Source organism: Sulfurospirillum sp. hDNRA2 (genome assembly GCF_024206095.2).
Taxonomy (GTDB): domain Bacteria; phylum Campylobacterota; class Campylobacteria; order Campylobacterales; family Sulfurospirillaceae; genus Sulfurospirillum.
Genome location: NZ_CP159800.1, coordinates 1,769,531 through 1,784,834, shown reverse-complemented (window position 1 = coordinate 1,784,834; position 15,304 = coordinate 1,769,531). Strand labels below are relative to the sequence as shown.

Sequence of the window (15,304 nt, the reverse complement as noted above, 5' to 3'; positions counted from 1 at the left end):
AGGTAAAACCGAAGACATCAGCATATAATCTTATTTACATGTTAGGTTTTCAAACGTCTAAATAAGGTTATTTAAGGAGTAGTATATGCATGCAAGTTATAAAAAATCTACGATCTTCGCCGCACTCGCGCTCATCGTTTTAACGTTCTCGTTTACGTTTCCGATGATCGGCTTTCACGGCGTTTTAAATAAAATCGACGAAGGCCATAAAGACGAAATTCATTCGTTCTCAAAAGTGATTTGGAATCTTTACAATCAAGGACGCTATAAAAGTACGACGACTCCTAAAAAGGCGCATAACGATCTCGATCAGATGATTGCGACCTCTTCGGAAATCGGCGTCGCTTCCATGCCGATTTGGTTTGTCTCTTTGGAAGCTCCCAACTATCCTAAAGAAGCGTTTCCCGAAGGGATTCCCGTGTATTTTCATTTTGACGGTTTTAGCGGTGAAGTGCATGAAATGAATACGATTAACCACTATATCGGTATGGATCCGATGTGGACGGGCGGAACGTTGGAGCGTGAAATCGGTATTTACGCGCTTTTATTGTTGAGCTTGATTATGGTCTATTTTATAGCGTATAACCATAAATTTCTCAATTATTTGATGCTGATTCCCGTCTCTTTGCCGCTTTTGTTTATTGCCGATTACTCGTATTGGCTCTATTGGTTCGGGCATAACCTCCACGATTGGGGTGCTTTTAAAATTAAACCGTTTATGCCGACGGTTTTCGGAGACGGTAAGGTCGCTCAATTTACGACGCATTCGTATCCGACGATCGGCTTTTATCTGTTGGTTCTTATTAGCCTCTTTTCGTTGTTGGCGTTCATCGCGCGCAATAAAGCGAATAAAGAACAAAAAAGCGTAGCGGCACAATAATGCGATATTTCTTTTTGATCGTAAGCTTCATCGTATCGCTTTATGCCGCGGACGGGACGTTTTCTTACGACGTCCAAGCGCAAGACAAAGCGAGGGTTTATACCGGACCGATCAAAGAGACGCGAAGAAATCCGATTCAAGACGCGATCGACAATGCCAAAGAAGGTTCGATTATCAAATTAAAAGCAGGCGTTTACGAAGGCAATATCGTCATTCAAAAACCCATTAGCCTGATCGGCGTCGAAGAGGGCGTGATTATCGACGGGTTGGGTGCGGGAAGCATCGTGACGATTCAAAGCTCTTACGTCACGTTAAAAAATCTGACGCTTCGAAACAGCGGAGAACGTGCCGACGTTTTAGACGCGGCGATTAATATTAACGGCGATGCGAGCAAAGGTGCCGTTTCGCAATGCGAGGTTAGCAATTGCACGATTTTGGACTCGTTGCTCGGCATCAATATGGAAATCGCCAACAATTCGTTGATTCAAAATAACTATATTACGTCGAAAGACTACGACCTCGGATTACGGGGAGACGGAATTCGGTTATGGTACAGCAACGACAATATCGTACGTAAAAATCATCTTTATCGATCACGGGATATGGTCGTGTGGTATTCGCACGGCAATACGATCGAAGAGAACCTCGGCGAGTACGGTCGTTATTCGTTGCACTTTATGTATGCGGGTAAAAATTACGTTCACAATAATGTGTACCAATACAATTCGGTGGGGATTTTCTTTATGTATTCCAACGATACGATTGCCACGGGTAACGTCGTTAAAAGCGCAGTGGGTGCTACGGGTATCGGTATCGGATTTAAAGATGCGACCAATTTTACGATTGAAAATAACACGATTATTTACAATTCGCAAGGTCTGTATATCGATCGGTCGCCTTTTGAACCCGATACGCACAATTTTATTCGCAACAATAAGATCATGTATAACGCCGAGGCGATGCATTTTCATTCGTTGTGCGAAAATAACGTGGTTACGGAAAACAGCATTGTGGGCAATATTGAAGATATCGTCAACGATTCGCGAAACGAGCAAGAGTTTAAAAACGAATTTTCGATGAATTACTGGGATAACTATGAAGGTTTTGATAAGAATATGGATGGTTATGGGGATAACGCTTATCGCGTTTATCAGTATGCTGATAAGTTATGGACTTACAACCCTTCCGTGAAGTTTTTTTACGGTTCGCCCGTTTTAACGTTGCTCAATTTTTTATCAAAGTTAGCTCCTTTTTCGGAGCCTATTTTTCTTTTGGAAGATAAAAAACCAAAATTTACGAACCATTAGGAGAAAGACATTATGGCGCAACAATCACGACGAGACTTTATGAGCTACTCGACCTTAGGCGTTTTAGGATTGGCCTTAGGCGGAGGAATACTAGGAACTCCTTACTTAAGAGCGCACGAAGCAAGATTAAGACCGCCCGGAGCCGTCGAGGAAGATCGCTTTTTGGCACTGTGCATTAAATGCGGACAGTGTTTGCAAGTTTGCCCGTACCACTCGATTCATTTAGCGGATTTTGCGAAAGGATACGGTATGGGGACGCCTTATATCGAAGCAAGAAACCGTGCGTGTTATTTGTGCGGTCCACTTCCTTGCGTCTTGGCATGTCCTACCGGAGCGTTGGACCATCACACCGAAAAACCCGAAGACGTCAAAATGGGTATTGCGGTATTGGCGTTTCCGGAAGCGTGTTTGGCTTTGCAAAAAAAACCGGTTCCCCAAGGACATGCCGGCGTGATTTCCAAACATCCGCATACGCGAGACGTTGAAGAAGAACTTTTGAAAAAATTAGCCTCGTTGGAAGGGAAGCCTTGTACGATTTGTGCCGACATGTGTCCGCTTCCCAACCCTTTAAGCGCGATCGAGATGGTTGAAAAAGAAGGTACGGTACGACCGATCGTCAAAAGCGGTTGCGTCGGGTGCGGAGCATGCGAAGAACTTTGCCCCGCATTAACGCCCGCGATCGTCGTCAAACCGAGGGAAAGTTATGCATCTTATTACGGGGAGGGAAAGGGCGGATGAAATATCGCATATTTCTAACGGTATTTTTAGGGCTCATCGTTTTGAGCGGTTGCGATCAAAAAAAGGAAGAGACGCCAAAAGAGCACACTCGTAGCACGGCAAGCGGGGCGATCGAAGTGGAAGAAAATGCCGACTATAAAGTGAACAAAGTTGCATTGAAACAACATGACGCCAATACGAGCCAAGTGTTTTATTACGATTATCAGCAAGATAAAAAAACGGCTCAAAGCGTAGAAGAAAAAAATTATACGCCTACGGGCGCGGCATTAAACGTACGAAGTCCGTACGAACATGTCGAAATCAGCCTTTTGGTCAGCAAACTCAGCAAAGAGTTTATGGTGAAATGTTCCGCATGTCACGACGATTATGCCAACGGGATTATCGGACCTTCGTTATTGAGCAAAGACAGTGCTTATATCTCTGGCACGATCAAAAAATATCAAACAGGCGAAAAAGAGAATGCTTTGATGAAAGACCTCGTCAAACAGTTAGACGATAAACAAATTCAAGCCTTAGCGGATGAAATTTATACGTTTAATCAACAAATCAAAAAAATAAAAGAGAGACGACAATGAAAAATAGCATCGTAGGCGGCATTACCGTTATCGTAGTAGGATTGATGGCGTATACCCTAAGCCAAGGTCGAGCGTTCCAAGGCGGCGAGAGTAACAAAATCATCGAAAATATCGCTCCGCAGACCAATACCGTTTCATTTAATTCCGACGCGTCGCAAGGGGTAAAACAACCGACGCAAGAAGAGAGTGAAGCCCAAAAGCTCAAAGCCCTCAAAGAAAAAGCCGGTAACGTAGCGACCTTTAAAGTCAGCGACAATTTCAAACGCAAATGTGCTTCATGCCACGGAATTGACGGCAAAGGCGCAGTGGGATTACCGCTTTTCGGACAGAGCGGAGATGTCCTTTACGCCAAGGTTTTAGAGTATAAAAACGGTACGCGTACGAATCCGATTATGAAAGGTGCGGTTTTAAATCTGAGCGAAAGCGATTTGAAGGAACTTGCATACGAGATCGGCGAATTTAAAGCCAGAGAACTAGCGGCGTCCAAATAAAGGAGATCCGATGAACAAATATCAAGATCGTAATACGATAGCCAAAACGACGTTTGGATCGACGTTTTATACCGTAGACAATCAAGGTAAAAAGCGTTTGAGCCTTCGTGCAAAACGTTGGGCGGCGATCATTAGTATTCATTTATTGTTTTTTCTATCGTTTAAAGTCGATATACAAACGCTTGAAGGAACGCTCAGCGGGTCTCGCTTTCTAGGATTTCATCTAATCGACGTTTTTACGACGTTGGAAGTTTTTGTCGCAACGTACCATATGCCGATCAATATGATTATCGGAACGACGACGATCGTGATCGCTTATTTACTGATCGGCGGACGGACGTATTGTGCTTGGGTTTGCCCTTACGGACTGCTCAGTGAAATCGGCGAAAAATTACACACGATGCTTGTACAAAAAAAAATCATTCAAGAGCGAACCTTTGATCATCGCATCAAATACGCTTTTTGGGCGATTTTTTTACTCTTGGCGTTTACAAGCGGGTATTTGGTCTTTGAAGTCTTTAACGTCGTAGGTATTTTAAGCCGCTTTATTGCGTACGGGTGGAGTTTAGCCCTGATTTGGGTTGCAATCGTCTTTAGCATCGAAGTGTTCTTTGCAAGACGCGCATGGTGTAAGTATGTTTGTCCTATCGGAACAACGTACGGTATGATCGGAACGGTGAGTGCGACGCGTGTCGAGTGGAACGATCGTTGCGATCATTGTATGGTCTGTCACGACGTTTGCTTCGAAAGCCATATCTTAGAGCTGACCAAACCGCAATACGATAAAGAGCGCATCGAAAAAGGAATCACAAAGCAAGTCATTACCAACGCCGATTGTACGTTGTGCGGACGCTGTATCGACGTATGCCATCAAGACGCTTTAAATTATACATTTCGCTTAAAGTCGCTCGTATGATAGACATTCAAAATCTTGTCAAACGTTTTGGAAATACGCTCTCCTTGGACGCCGTATCGTTATCCATCAAAGACGGCGATTGTATCGCGTTAATGGGTCCCAACGGTGCCGGAAAAACGACGTTGATTCGCCTCATTTTAGGTTATTACCATCCCGACAAGGGTTCGGTTCGCGTGAACGGTTTCGATCCGATCACGGAGCGCACGAACGTGTTAAATCATATCAGTTTCGTTCCGCAGCTTCCGCCTCCGATCAAGCTCAATTTGGAGGAGCTGATTCAATACGTTTGCAAAAGTACGCATACGGATCGAGCGTTGATTTGGAAGTATGCGCAAGAGATGGAACTCGATATCGAAGCCAATCTGACGAAATCGTTTTTTAAATTAAGCGGCGGTATGAAGCAAAAGATGTTGATAGCCCTCAGTTTGGCACGTCGAAGCGACATTATGATTTACGACGAGCCTACCGCCAATTTAGATCCGAAAGCGCGGGATAATTTTTACAGGCTCCTAACCCAAGAACGCCATGCGCGCATTGCGCTTTTTGTCACGCATCGTATCGACGAGATGGAGTCGATCGTCAATCGCGAATTGTATATGGATTTTGGAAAGGTCATTAGCGATGAAAAACGCTAGCGTACTCTTAAACGCATTGGGCATGATCGCAAGTCTCCTTCTTCTTTTAGGATGCGATACGAAAATCGATTTGAGTGCCAAACCCGTTCATTGGGATCGTGACATGTGCGAACGGTGTAAGATGGTTTTAAGCGATCGAAAATTTTCTGCCCAAGCGATCAATCCGCATACCGGCAGGCGTTATTTTTTTGACGACATCGGTTGCGTCGTTTTATGGTTTAAGGAAAACAAGATTGCCTGGAGCGAAGAGGCGGTTATTTGGGTGAACGATGCGAAAACCGGCGAATGGATCGATGCGCGTAAAGCGTTCTACGATACGGAAAACATCACGCCGATGGCTTACGGGTTCGGTGCACATGTACGCAAAGAAGAGATAAAAGAAGGTCAAGAAATCGTTGATTTTACGGAGTTGACCGGGCGTGTCATTCAAATAGGAAAATAGCATGATAGGCAAAAGCACGGCTTGTATTCTAACGTTTTTGATCGGTTTAGGCGTGCTTTGCTTCGTGCAAAATCTCTATTTTTCACACACGCTTTTAGGGAGCGACGAAATGTTGGCGCGCAAAGAACTTCTGAGTTCGTTCGTAGGATTGAGCGATCTGGCGTTGGTTTGCGAAGCGCATTACGTACGCCATCGAAGTATCAGCGACGTTTTTGCGTACTTTAACGAATCCCCCGAATTGTTGGAGTATTTTCCCTCGACGTTTGTTTACCGTTATACGCCCTTAGCGCAACCCTCAAGGATCGACTATGCTTTTTAGCTTTCGCTGGCTTCTTTTAGAGTATGCCGTTCGTTCGTTGTTTCGCCGCTTCGGCAAGAACTTTTTTATCTTTTTTATTTTGAGTTTTTTGATTTTTATACTCTCTTCGGTTTTAATGATCGCCGAATCGATCAAAGCGGAATTGAACGCTACGCTCAAAACGCTACCGGATATGACCTTACAACGTTTCGTCGCGGGAAGGCAAACGCTAATCCCCGTTAGTCGCGTCGACGCTTTATTGGAAATTCAAGGTGTGGGTTCCGCGACGCCGCGTATTTGGGGATATTACTATTTTAAACCCGCCGGCGTCAATTTTTCCGTCGTCGGACTCGATGCCTATGAAGAGCCGTATTCGACTACGATGGCGCGTTTGATCAAAGATGTCGATTGGACGCAACAACGTTCGCATGCTATGACGATGATCGTCGGAGAAGGCGTCAAAACTATTTTGCGCGAGAATTACTATAACGATTTTTTCAATTTTATCACACCCGAGGGACAAACGAAAAAAGTCGGTATTGCCGGCGTGTTTCACTCCGATCTTGCCTTGGAGGCGAATGATTTGATCGTGTTGCCGAAACAAACGGCGTATGAAATTTTCGGAATGAATGCTTCCGATGCCACCGATATCGTGTTGAAAGTTTCGGCAAACGTCAGCGAAATTCCGACGATCGTCGCAAAAATTATCGAAAAATTTCCCGATCTGCGTGTGGTAACGAGGGACGATATTCGCGTGAGTTATCAAAACATCTTCGACTACAAAAGCGGTTTTTTTCTTGCATTGTTTTGCGTGTGTGCGTTTGCTTTTTTTATCATCGTATACGACAAATCCAACGCTTTAAGTTCTGAAGAAAAAAAGGAGATCGGCATTTTAAAGGCACTCGGGTGGGACACCGATACGGTGCTTCAAGAGAAATTTTTTGAAAGTTTTATCCTGTCGCTTGGAGCCTTTCTTTTCGGCTTGGCTACGGCGTTGTTTTACGTTTACGCTTTGCAAGCACCGCTGTTGCGCGCTATTTTTACGGGCTATTCCGCTTTAAAACCGCCTTTTGCCTTGCCCTATACGCTTTCTAGTTCAATGATAGTGTTACTGTTTTTGCTGAGCGTGCCCGTGTATATTGCCGCAACGTTAATTCCGGCGTGGCGTACGTCTATCGTCGATGCGGATGAGGTGTTACGATGATCGTCGTCTCAAACGTCAGCAAAATGTTTACGCAAGCAGAAGAGCGCGTGCAAGCACTGTCTCATGTTTCCTTGCACGTAGCGCAAGGCGAATGCGTTCTTTTAAAAGGAGCCAGCGGTAGCGGTAAAAGTACGTTGCTTTCTTTGATCGCAGGCTTGGCGCAACCGACAAGCGGAAGCATCGTCGTCGCGGGAGAGGAAATTTCAAAAATGCCCGAACGCCTCAGTGCCAAAATGCGTCGCGAACGTATCGGATTTATTTTTCAAAAATTTCATCTGATTCCGTATTTAAGCGTTCAAGAAAACGTAACGACGCCTTTGGTGCCGGAAAATATACCTTTACATGTCATTGAAGCAAAAGCCAAACGGGCGATGGAGCGATGCCGTATTGCCCACAAGGCTCACATGTACGTTCATCGACTCTCGGGCGGAGAACAACAACGCACGGCAATCGCTAGGGCGTTGGTTCGCAATCCCATGATCGTATTGGCCGACGAACCGACCGCCAATTTGGATCGTAAGCTTTCGCTCTCGTTGATTGAAGAGTTACGTGCGTTGAAACACGAAGGCGTCACTTTGGTCGTAGCGACCCATGATCCGTTATTTTTCGATTTGGATTTCGTGGATCAAACAATCGAATTGCATCACGGAGTGCTACGTTCATGACTTTAACGCCGGAGATCATCGCTTTATTGACGCTTGACGTTATTTTCCTCGGTTTGGGAACGCTTGCTTTAATCCTTAGCCTACGCATCGCGTATCGATGGGATTACGCTGCTTCGACGCCTTTGCAGTATCGTTTGACGAAACAGAGCACTTTAGTTGCGGTCATTATCAAGTATATTTTCGTGCTCAAACTTCCGTTGTTTCTCTTTTTTATTTACACCTGCGATAAGCTTTCCGCCGTGATTACGGGTGCGATGTGTGCAAGCGGCGTGGTAAATTCGATCGGTTTCGGACTGGATTTGACGCTTTTTAAACTCTTTAATCTTTACGGTTTCGGTTTTTGGCTTCTGCTCCATGCCGAAGATGCGTCGCACGTCCGTTTAGCGTATACGCGGCTGAAATTAATCCTTTTCGCCTTGCTATGCGTGCCTCTTTTTACCGAAATCATTTTAGAAATCGGCTTTTTCACACGCTTAGACGTCAGTAAAATCGTTAGCTGTTGCGGCACGCTTTTTTCCTCGGCGAGCAGTAGCGCGTCGCTTTCGCTCTTGTTTAACGTCGATGCTCGTGTCTGGGTCGGTATTTTTTATCTTGTTTACACGGTAAGCTTGATCGCGCTTTGGTTGAAGAGCACGGCAGGCGTGATTGTGAGCAATACGCTATTTTTGATCTTTGCGTTAATCTCGCTGATCGTCTTCTTTAGCACGTATGTTTACGAACTACCGACGCATCGTTGTCCGTTTTGCCTTTTGCAAAAGGAGTATTATTATGTGGGGTACGGCTTGTATGTCATGCTCTTTACGGGTACGTTTTGCGCCGTAGGAGGAGGGCTTTTAGCGTCTATCACGCATACGATTCCTTATCGGTATTGGAGGCTTTCGGGATTTTTCAATACCGCATACGTCGTGTCGATTTCGGCGTATCCGCTCGCATACTATCTTAAAAACGGAGTATGGTTATGAATCGTCGCCTAGCCTTATCGATCTTAATCCTAACGCCTTTGTTGAGTTTAGGTGCGTTGTTCGGTTATTTGCGTACCCAAAATCAATTGCCGACGGATCGCAAAAACTCTGAAGGAGCACCTTTAGAGTTTCAAGACAATACGGTTCAATGTCCGACATGTCACATGTACCTTGTCGGGAAGAAGCACACGGCGCAAATTATTCAAAACGCGAAAACCTACTTTTTCGACGACGTCGGGTGTGCCGTTTTGTGGATGAAAGCACAAAACGTCGAGCCTCAAACGGTTCACATGTGGGTTTTTAGCAACGATACGAATCGGTACGTCGACGCGTTACGCGCTTTTTATTCGGTGATCGACGAGACTCCGATGCATTACGGTTTCGGAGCATACGAACAAGAAGGAGACAATAGGATAACGTTTGATGAAATGCGCCTTCGTATGCTTCGCGGCGAAACGATGAGCGACCCGAAAATTCGTAAAAAATTATTAGGAAAATAGTATGGAAAATTTAGTCTTAATTGCTCTTTTAGATATGAAAGAGTCTCTTCGCGCACGATGGTTTTTAGTCTATTCGTTGGTGTTCGGCGGTTTGATCGCGCTCTTTTTCGTCGCCGGCGTTACGGAGTCCCAAGTGATGGGATTTAGCGGTTTGAGCAGGTTGTTGCTGATGTATATCCAAATCACGATCGTGATTTTGCCGATTTTTATTTTGGTTACGACGGTACGCTCCATTTCGGGCGATAGGGACAATCACATTTTAGAATACATGCTCTCCTTTCCTCTTTCGCTGTCGCATTATTATTGGGGAAAGATTCTCGGGCGGTTTGCGACGGTTTTTCTACCGGTCTTTTTTGCCATGGTGTTGGCACTGTTGATCGGCGTACTTAAAGGGGCAAGCATTCCGTGGTCACTTTTTCTCTTCTATACGGGTCTATTGTTTGCGTTAAGCTCTGCTTTTTTGGGCATTGCTTTTTTAATCTCTTCGAGCGTTAAATCTTCGGAAGTCGCGTTAGGGCTTTCGTTTTTCGTTTGGATTTTTCTTTTAGCGTTTATCGATATTATTCTCATCAGTTTAATGATGCAAAATCGCTTTAGCGAAGAGCTGATCATCGCGATTGCTCTGGTCAATCCGATGGAAGTTTTTAGAGTCGCTGCGATTAGCCTTTTTGATCCGGAGCTCACCGTCATGGGACCAGTGGCATTTTACATTCTCGATAACGTAAAATTGGTCTATTTCCTCTTGTTTTCGATTGCGTATCCGGTGTGTTTGGGATTACTTTTCGCCTTTTTAGGTTTTAAAATTTTTACTAAAAACGATCTTATCTAGGAGTTTTACATGATGAAAAAGCTTTGTTTAATTTTAGTGACTTTGAGCGCGTTGTTCGGCGCAAAAGTAGACATCCCGAAAGACGCGCAGTGTCTGATTCGTAAAGTTCAGATTTACCAACACCCCGAATGGGCTTCGACTATTACGTTAAGAAGCAAAGAGCATCTTTATTTTTCAAGCCCCAAATCAATGTTTGAGTTCTATTTCGAATCTTCGCGATGGCCCGAATACGTCATTCGCACGAAAGAGGATATGCAAATTTACGTAACCGATTACGATACGATGGAAAAAATCATCGCACAAGAGGCTTACTTCGTTTACGGCTCGAGTAAAACCAGTATCTCGGGCGACGATTTACCCGCATTTAGTACGAAAGCACAAGCCGAAGCTTTCGTTAAAAAATTCGGCGGAACGCGCATTTTGGATTTTGCGGGAGTTTCAGATGCTCTCATCAATCTTTTGAACAACAGACTACGCTAAGCCCTCATCGTCTCCTCGCTCACCTTTTGACGTTCGCTTCCGTCGTATGAAAAGGTGAGCGATGCCCTTTAAAATTCAAACTCTCCGCTTCATTTTTCGCATAAAGCTCTTTTTCTAATCTTTTGCATATCATGGGGTTATTTTTTCGGCAATTCGGAAAGAATCCTTCAATCCGATAAACCTTTTAACCTTTACATGTACATGTCAATTCAAACGCCATGATCGGTCAATGTTCTGGAGTTGGCGTTCAGCGTTTAATCGTCAAAATATTGCGGGATAAAAAACTTAAAAATACTAATAATCCTAATGGTACCTTGTAACTCATATCATTAATATGCTACAATTTAGTGTCAAAACCGTATCAACTTCGTAACAAAAATTGCTTACACTACTCAAAAGGAGCACGGGATGAATGGTTTAAAAGTACTTTTTTTCACGCTTGTTTCCCCTATTTTAGCTTTTTCTTTAACACTGGAAGAGGGTGTTACAACGATTTTATCCTCCAATCCGAAAGTCAAAGAGAGCGTAGAGGCTTACAACGGCGTGTTAAAAGAGCTCAATATCGCAGAAAACGGATATTTACCCACCTTGGACGTTGAGAGCTCGTACGGGCATCAAAGCATTAAAAACAGTGCGACGAAACAAGAACGTGAAGGTAACGTTATGGATCAAACTTCTTTGGTTCTCAATCAAAATATTTTCAACGGTTTCGCGACCGAAAGTGCCATTAAGCAGCAAAAAAGCAGGCTTGAAGCTGCCGCATTCGGTGTGAGCGAGAAAGCCGATCGAACACTTTTAGCGTACGTCAATGCTTATATCTCCTTGCTCAAGCAACAAGAATTGATCGATTTGGCAAAAGAGAGCGTTTCAACGCACGAAGCGATTTACCGACAAATCAAAGAGCGTTCCGATGGTGGATTTGGTCGCATTTCCGAGACGCAACAAGCGGGAAGTCGTTATACGTTGGCGCAATCGAATTTGATTTCGCAAGAGAATAATTATAAAGACGCCGTGAGTACGTTTGAAAAGCTTTACGGGAAAAAAGTCGAAGCGGATGCCTTGGTCAAACCTGTTATGACGCTTGAACTGCCCGCTAGTTTTGAAAAAATTAAAGAAAAAAGTTTGCAGTGCAACCCTTCCGTGAAAGTCCAAGAAGCTAATATCGCACTTGCCGATGCCTTGTATGAGGGAAGCAAAGCGGCATTTTACCCCAAACTCGACTTTGAAGTTGCCGGTACCGTCGGGCACGATGTAGACGGTAATAACGGACGAGACGAGAGCATATCGGCTTTACTTAAATTACGTTATAACCTTTACAACAAAGGAAGCGACGTTTTAACGAAAGAAAAATACGCCGTTTTAAAAGTGCAAGAACAAGAAACACTTTCCGGTACGATACGAGATTTAACCGAAAGCGTGAAATTTTCGTGGGAAAGCTATACGTCGACGCAAAAGCGTATCGCTTTTTTGAAAGAACATCGCGATTACAGTAAATTGACGCTAGAGTCGTACCAACAAGAGTTTGCGATCGGTAAGCGCGAGTTGATTAACCTTCTGGATGCGGAAGGCGAGTATAATTCGGCACGTCAAGCCCTTGTTGAAGCCGAAGCGGCATTGTTGTACGCTAAATACCGTTTATTGGACAATATGGGCGTTTTAACCGCTTATTTTGATCCCGATTTTGCACAAAATTATCGCATTCCGATTTGTTCGGCACGCAGTGTCTCCTTTTAAAATCAAAGTAGGCGATATGACATGTAATCCAACGCCTAAGAGGTAAAGATGCACGGAAAAATCGTCTTTTTTATCTTTTGGATCGTGCTGGCACTCTATGCGGGTACGGAATTTTTCGCACAAGAAATTTTTCAAAAGATAGAACGACTCTACGGCGGACAAGCAAGAAAACGCTTGGAAGCTTTGAATCAATTGCTAGAAACACTTCAAAAGGCACCGGAGGCGCAGAAGCTAGAACACGTCAACGATTTTTTCAATCGTATGCGTTTTGCCTCCGATGAGGAGATTTGGCATCAAAAAGATTACTGGGCGACACGGATGGAATTCATCGGTAAGGGTGCCGGCGATTGCGAGGATTTCGTTATCGCCAAATATTTTACGCTCAAACAGCTGGGCATTTCCGGCGACAAACTTTTTTTTACGTACGTTAAAGCAGTAAAATACCAGCAAGCGCATATGGTTTTAACCTATTTTGAGACGCCGACTTCCGTTCCTTTGGTTCTTGACAATATTAACGGAACCATTTTGCCGGCGACGAAGCGCAACGATCTTATTCCCGTTTACAGCTTTAACGGCGATGCGCTTTATTTGGCAAAACAACAAGGCTTAGGACAGATCGTACCTTCAGGTATGGAAAAAAACAAAAAATGGTATGACTTGGTAGATAAAATCAGAAAAGAGGGATTATGACGCTTTTTAAACAGATAATTATTGTTTTATCGATCTTGCAAACGCTGATTTTCGGCGGTGTTATGTGGTTTAATTTTCTCAGCTCCAACGAGTACGTTAAAGAGCAAGCTTACACCGATGCTCTTCATACGGCGAATTCTTTAGGTCTTTCGATCAGCTCGGTTGCAAGTTTGGACGATACGTCGACGGCGGAAGCGATGATTAATTCGGTTTTCGATAGCGGTTATTACGAAAAAATCACTTTAGAAAGTATGGATCATCACATTTTGGTTGAAAAAGTACAAGAGGTCGTGGTTGCCGACGTTCCGGCATGGTTTATTCGCTACGTCAAAGTCGAGCCGCCCGTGGCGACTTCTCAAATTATGCTCGGTTGGACGCCTTACGGTGTTTTATCGGTTCAGCTCAATAGCGGACATGCTTACCGCCAATTATGGACGATTTTTAAAGACGTATTAATGCTCTTTGCGGGAGTAACTCTTGTCGGATTTTTTGCCTTACAGATTATTTTAACGTTGATTTTAAAGCCTTTAAAACGCGTCAAAGAGCAAGCCGAAGCTATTTTAGAGAGCGATTTTATCTTCCAAAACGATATTCCTTTTACGACGGAGCTTAAAAACGTCGTTTTTGCGATGAATAGTATGATTAAAAAAGTCAAAGAGATTTTTGAAAAAGAGTCCGAAACACTGAAAAAATACCATGAACTTTTATACCAAGATACCGTCACAAAGATGTACAACCGTCGGTATTTCAATATCAAGTTGCAGGAGTATCTTTCCTCGGAAGCTAAAAACGCGCAAGGCGCACTGATTTTAATTTCGTTGAACGATTACGAGCGGCTCAAACAAGCCTTAGGGTATCAAAAAAGCGAAGCGTTTATCAAAGAGACGGCCGAGTGTATTAGACAGGCGATTTGCAACCAAAAAGAGTATGTCAGCGCAAAACTCAACGAAACCGATTTTGCCGTTTTAGCGCCGGCTTCCTCTCAAGAAGCGTTTGAGGTTCTATGCGACGAAATTCGCGCCATGTTACAAGACGTGACGAGACGATTCCATCTTAACGAAAAAGAGCATTACATCAATATCGGCTATGCAAGGTATTACGCGCATGCGGATGCGAAAGAGCTCTTTTCTAAAGCAGACTTTGCGTTGACGACCTCGAAAGCCAAAGGAGCATTTACGATTAATTGTTTTGCCGAACAAGCGAGCGACAAGCAGTTGGTTTTGGGCAAAGAGGCATGGACGCAAGAACTGAAAAACGCGATGGAGCAAAAACGGTTTCGTTTGGCGTATCAAAACGTGGTCGATATTCAGACTTACGATACGGTTTTTCAAAGCGAGCTTTTTTTACGTTTGGAAGATTACAACGGGCATTTGCATAATGCGGGGTATTTTATGCCGATGATTACGGAGTTGAAGCTAGGTGCACGGTTGGATCATTACGTGATTCAACGAACCTATGAAGTGTTAGCGCAAAAAGCATTTGTCGCCAAGGCGGTATGTATTAATTTAGGAAAAGATATTTTCTTGCAAAGTAACGATTGGGCGTGGCTTGAAGAGAGCGTAGAACGTTTTAAGCAAATCGGTATTTCCTCCCTCTATTTTGAGATGCCGAGTTTAGTGGACATGCCGGTGGAAATTTTGGTGAAGTTTTCTAAATTCGTTCGAACGATGGGATATGGATTCGGGATGGATAATTTCGCGATTACGCACGAGAGTTTAAGGACGATTCAATCGATCAATCCGGCGTATATCAAAATGCAGACGTCGTATTTATTGGATCTATTCAGTGAAAACGGAAGCGATTCGGTGAAACGTTCTTTAACGATTATTACGGACAGTATGGATATTAAAGTGATCGCTACCAACGTCGAAACGGTTGAACAAAAAGAAAAATTAGCGCAAATGGGTATTGCGTATATTCAAGGCAGTTTTATTGCCGAGCCTCAGTTGATAGGATAA

The 15,304-nt window shown here is 43.9% G+C and carries 17 protein-coding genes and 1 pseudogene; all 18 read left to right on the top strand.

From position 1 onward, the window contains the following. The first annotated feature begins 85 nt into the window (after window positions 1-85). The 18 genes and pseudogenes from NL930_RS08810 (at window position 86) to NL930_RS08725 (ending at window position 15,304) form a co-directional block, all read left to right on the top strand. Window positions 86-880 (top strand): hypothetical protein, encoded by a 795-nt coding sequence (locus tag NL930_RS08810; protein WP_039675064.1) that lies wholly within the window; start codon window positions 86-88, stop codon window positions 878-880. Further along, window positions 880-2,187, top strand: coding sequence for a nitrous oxide reductase family maturation protein NosD (locus NL930_RS08805; protein WP_082709179.1), 1,308 nt, complete (start codon window positions 880-882; stop codon window positions 2,185-2,187). Before NL930_RS08810 ends, NL930_RS08805 begins: the two co-directional genes overlap by 1 nt. A gap of 12 nt (window positions 2,188-2,199) precedes the next feature. Next, window positions 2,200-2,925, top strand: coding sequence for a 4Fe-4S dicluster domain-containing protein (locus NL930_RS08800; RefSeq protein WP_039675062.1), 726 nt, complete (start codon window positions 2,200-2,202; stop codon window positions 2,923-2,925). Further along, window positions 2,922-3,500, top strand: coding sequence for a hypothetical protein (locus NL930_RS08795; protein WP_254376413.1), 579 nt, complete (start codon window positions 2,922-2,924; stop codon window positions 3,498-3,500). The genes NL930_RS08800 and NL930_RS08795 overlap by 4 nt, the downstream gene beginning before the upstream one ends. Then, a complete protein-coding gene (locus tag NL930_RS08790; protein ID WP_041962609.1) occupies window positions 3,497-3,991 on the top strand; it encodes a c-type cytochrome in 495 nt (164 codons plus the stop codon). Before NL930_RS08795 ends, NL930_RS08790 begins: the two co-directional genes overlap by 4 nt. Window positions 3,992-4,001: 10 nt before the next feature. Next, window positions 4,002-4,907 (top strand): NapH/MauN family ferredoxin-type protein, encoded by a 906-nt coding sequence (locus NL930_RS08785; protein WP_039675056.1) that lies wholly within the window; start codon window positions 4,002-4,004, stop codon window positions 4,905-4,907. Beyond that, window positions 4,904-5,542 (top strand): ABC transporter ATP-binding protein, encoded by a 639-nt coding sequence (locus NL930_RS08780; protein WP_039675055.1) that lies wholly within the window; start codon window positions 4,904-4,906, stop codon window positions 5,540-5,542. The genes NL930_RS08785 and NL930_RS08780 overlap by 4 nt, the downstream gene beginning before the upstream one ends. Then, window positions 5,529-5,984, top strand: a complete 456-nt coding sequence (locus NL930_RS08775) for a nitrous oxide reductase accessory protein NosL (RefSeq protein WP_060826292.1) — start codon at window positions 5,529-5,531, stop codon at window positions 5,982-5,984. Before NL930_RS08780 ends, NL930_RS08775 begins: the two co-directional genes overlap by 14 nt. 1 nt (window position 5,985) lies before the next feature. Further along, window positions 5,986-6,303: a hypothetical protein gene (locus tag NL930_RS08770; RefSeq protein ID WP_254376412.1), complete on the top strand. Its 318-nt coding sequence runs from the start codon at window positions 5,986-5,988 to the stop codon at window positions 6,301-6,303. After that, complete coding sequence (locus NL930_RS08765) at window positions 6,293-7,486, top strand: ABC transporter permease (protein ID WP_254376411.1); 1,194 nt, start codon at window positions 6,293-6,295, stop codon at window positions 7,484-7,486. Before NL930_RS08770 ends, NL930_RS08765 begins: the two co-directional genes overlap by 11 nt. Window positions 7,487-7,587: 101 nt before the next feature. Continuing rightward, a pseudogene (locus NL930_RS08760) lies at window positions 7,588-8,151 on the top strand (ABC transporter ATP-binding protein); the annotation flags it as partial. Then, on the top strand, window positions 8,148-9,113 hold the full coding sequence (locus NL930_RS08755; RefSeq protein ID WP_254376409.1) for a hypothetical protein: 966 nt from the start codon (window positions 8,148-8,150) through the stop codon (window positions 9,111-9,113). The pseudogene NL930_RS08760 and the gene NL930_RS08755, both read left to right, overlap by 4 nt. Continuing rightward, complete coding sequence (locus NL930_RS08750) at window positions 9,110-9,613, top strand: hypothetical protein (protein WP_254376408.1); 504 nt, start codon at window positions 9,110-9,112, stop codon at window positions 9,611-9,613. Before NL930_RS08755 ends, NL930_RS08750 begins: the two co-directional genes overlap by 4 nt. A gap of 1 nt (window position 9,614) precedes the next feature. Beyond that, a complete protein-coding gene (locus NL930_RS08745; protein ID WP_039675043.1) occupies window positions 9,615-10,442 on the top strand; it encodes an ABC transporter permease in 828 nt (275 codons plus the stop codon). Window positions 10,443-10,451: 9 nt separating this feature from the next. Then, complete coding sequence (locus NL930_RS08740; RefSeq protein WP_254376407.1) at window positions 10,452-10,922, top strand: nitrous oxide reductase accessory protein NosL; 471 nt, start codon at window positions 10,452-10,454, stop codon at window positions 10,920-10,922. 408 nt (window positions 10,923-11,330) lie between these two features. After that, window positions 11,331-12,656 (top strand): TolC family outer membrane protein, encoded by a 1,326-nt coding sequence (locus NL930_RS08735; protein ID WP_254376406.1) that lies wholly within the window; start codon window positions 11,331-11,333, stop codon window positions 12,654-12,656. A gap of 48 nt (window positions 12,657-12,704) precedes the next feature. Beyond that, entirely contained in the window at window positions 12,705-13,346 is a 642-nt protein-coding gene (locus tag NL930_RS08730) for a transglutaminase-like cysteine peptidase (RefSeq protein ID WP_039675039.1), read from the top strand. Next, on the top strand, window positions 13,343-15,304 hold the full coding sequence (locus NL930_RS08725) for a LapD/MoxY N-terminal periplasmic domain-containing protein (protein ID WP_039675037.1): 1,962 nt from the start codon (window positions 13,343-13,345) through the stop codon (window positions 15,302-15,304). The genes NL930_RS08730 and NL930_RS08725 overlap by 4 nt, the downstream gene beginning before the upstream one ends.

Bases quoted from the DNA above. Each gene is read 5' to 3' on its own strand.
- NL930_RS08730 (WP_039675039.1), top strand. From the start codon at position 12,705: ATGCACGGAAAAATCGTCTTTTTTATCTTTTGGATCGTGCTGGCACTC.
- NL930_RS08795 (WP_254376413.1), top strand. From the start codon at position 2,922: ATGAAATATCGCATATTTCTAACGGTATTTTTAGGGCTCATCGTTTTG.
- NL930_RS08770 (WP_254376412.1), top strand. From the start codon at position 5,986: ATGATAGGCAAAAGCACGGCTTGTATTCTAACGTTTTTGATCGGTTTA.
- NL930_RS08755 (WP_254376409.1), top strand. From the start codon at position 8,148: ATGACTTTAACGCCGGAGATCATCGCTTTATTGACGCTTGACGTTATT.
- NL930_RS08745 (WP_039675043.1), top strand. From the start codon at position 9,615: ATGGAAAATTTAGTCTTAATTGCTCTTTTAGATATGAAAGAGTCTCTT.
- NL930_RS08765 (WP_254376411.1), top strand. From the start codon at position 6,293: ATGCTTTTTAGCTTTCGCTGGCTTCTTTTAGAGTATGCCGTTCGTTCG.
- NL930_RS08750 (WP_254376408.1), top strand. From the start codon at position 9,110: ATGAATCGTCGCCTAGCCTTATCGATCTTAATCCTAACGCCTTTGTTG.
- NL930_RS08805 (WP_082709179.1), top strand. From the start codon at position 880: ATGCGATATTTCTTTTTGATCGTAAGCTTCATCGTATCGCTTTATGCC.
- NL930_RS08735 (WP_254376406.1), top strand. From the start codon at position 11,331: ATGAATGGTTTAAAAGTACTTTTTTTCACGCTTGTTTCCCCTATTTTA.
- NL930_RS08800 (WP_039675062.1), top strand. From the start codon at position 2,200: ATGGCGCAACAATCACGACGAGACTTTATGAGCTACTCGACCTTAGGC.
- NL930_RS08740 (WP_254376407.1), top strand. From the start codon at position 10,452: ATGATGAAAAAGCTTTGTTTAATTTTAGTGACTTTGAGCGCGTTGTTC.
- NL930_RS08725 (WP_039675037.1), top strand. From the start codon at position 13,343: ATGACGCTTTTTAAACAGATAATTATTGTTTTATCGATCTTGCAAACG.
- NL930_RS08810 (WP_039675064.1), top strand. From the start codon at position 86: ATGCATGCAAGTTATAAAAAATCTACGATCTTCGCCGCACTCGCGCTC.
- NL930_RS08780 (WP_039675055.1), top strand. From the start codon at position 4,904: ATGATAGACATTCAAAATCTTGTCAAACGTTTTGGAAATACGCTCTCC.
- NL930_RS08775 (WP_060826292.1), top strand. From the start codon at position 5,529: ATGAAAAACGCTAGCGTACTCTTAAACGCATTGGGCATGATCGCAAGT.
- NL930_RS08785 (WP_039675056.1), top strand. From the start codon at position 4,002: ATGAACAAATATCAAGATCGTAATACGATAGCCAAAACGACGTTTGGA.
- NL930_RS08790 (WP_041962609.1), top strand. From the start codon at position 3,497: ATGAAAAATAGCATCGTAGGCGGCATTACCGTTATCGTAGTAGGATTG.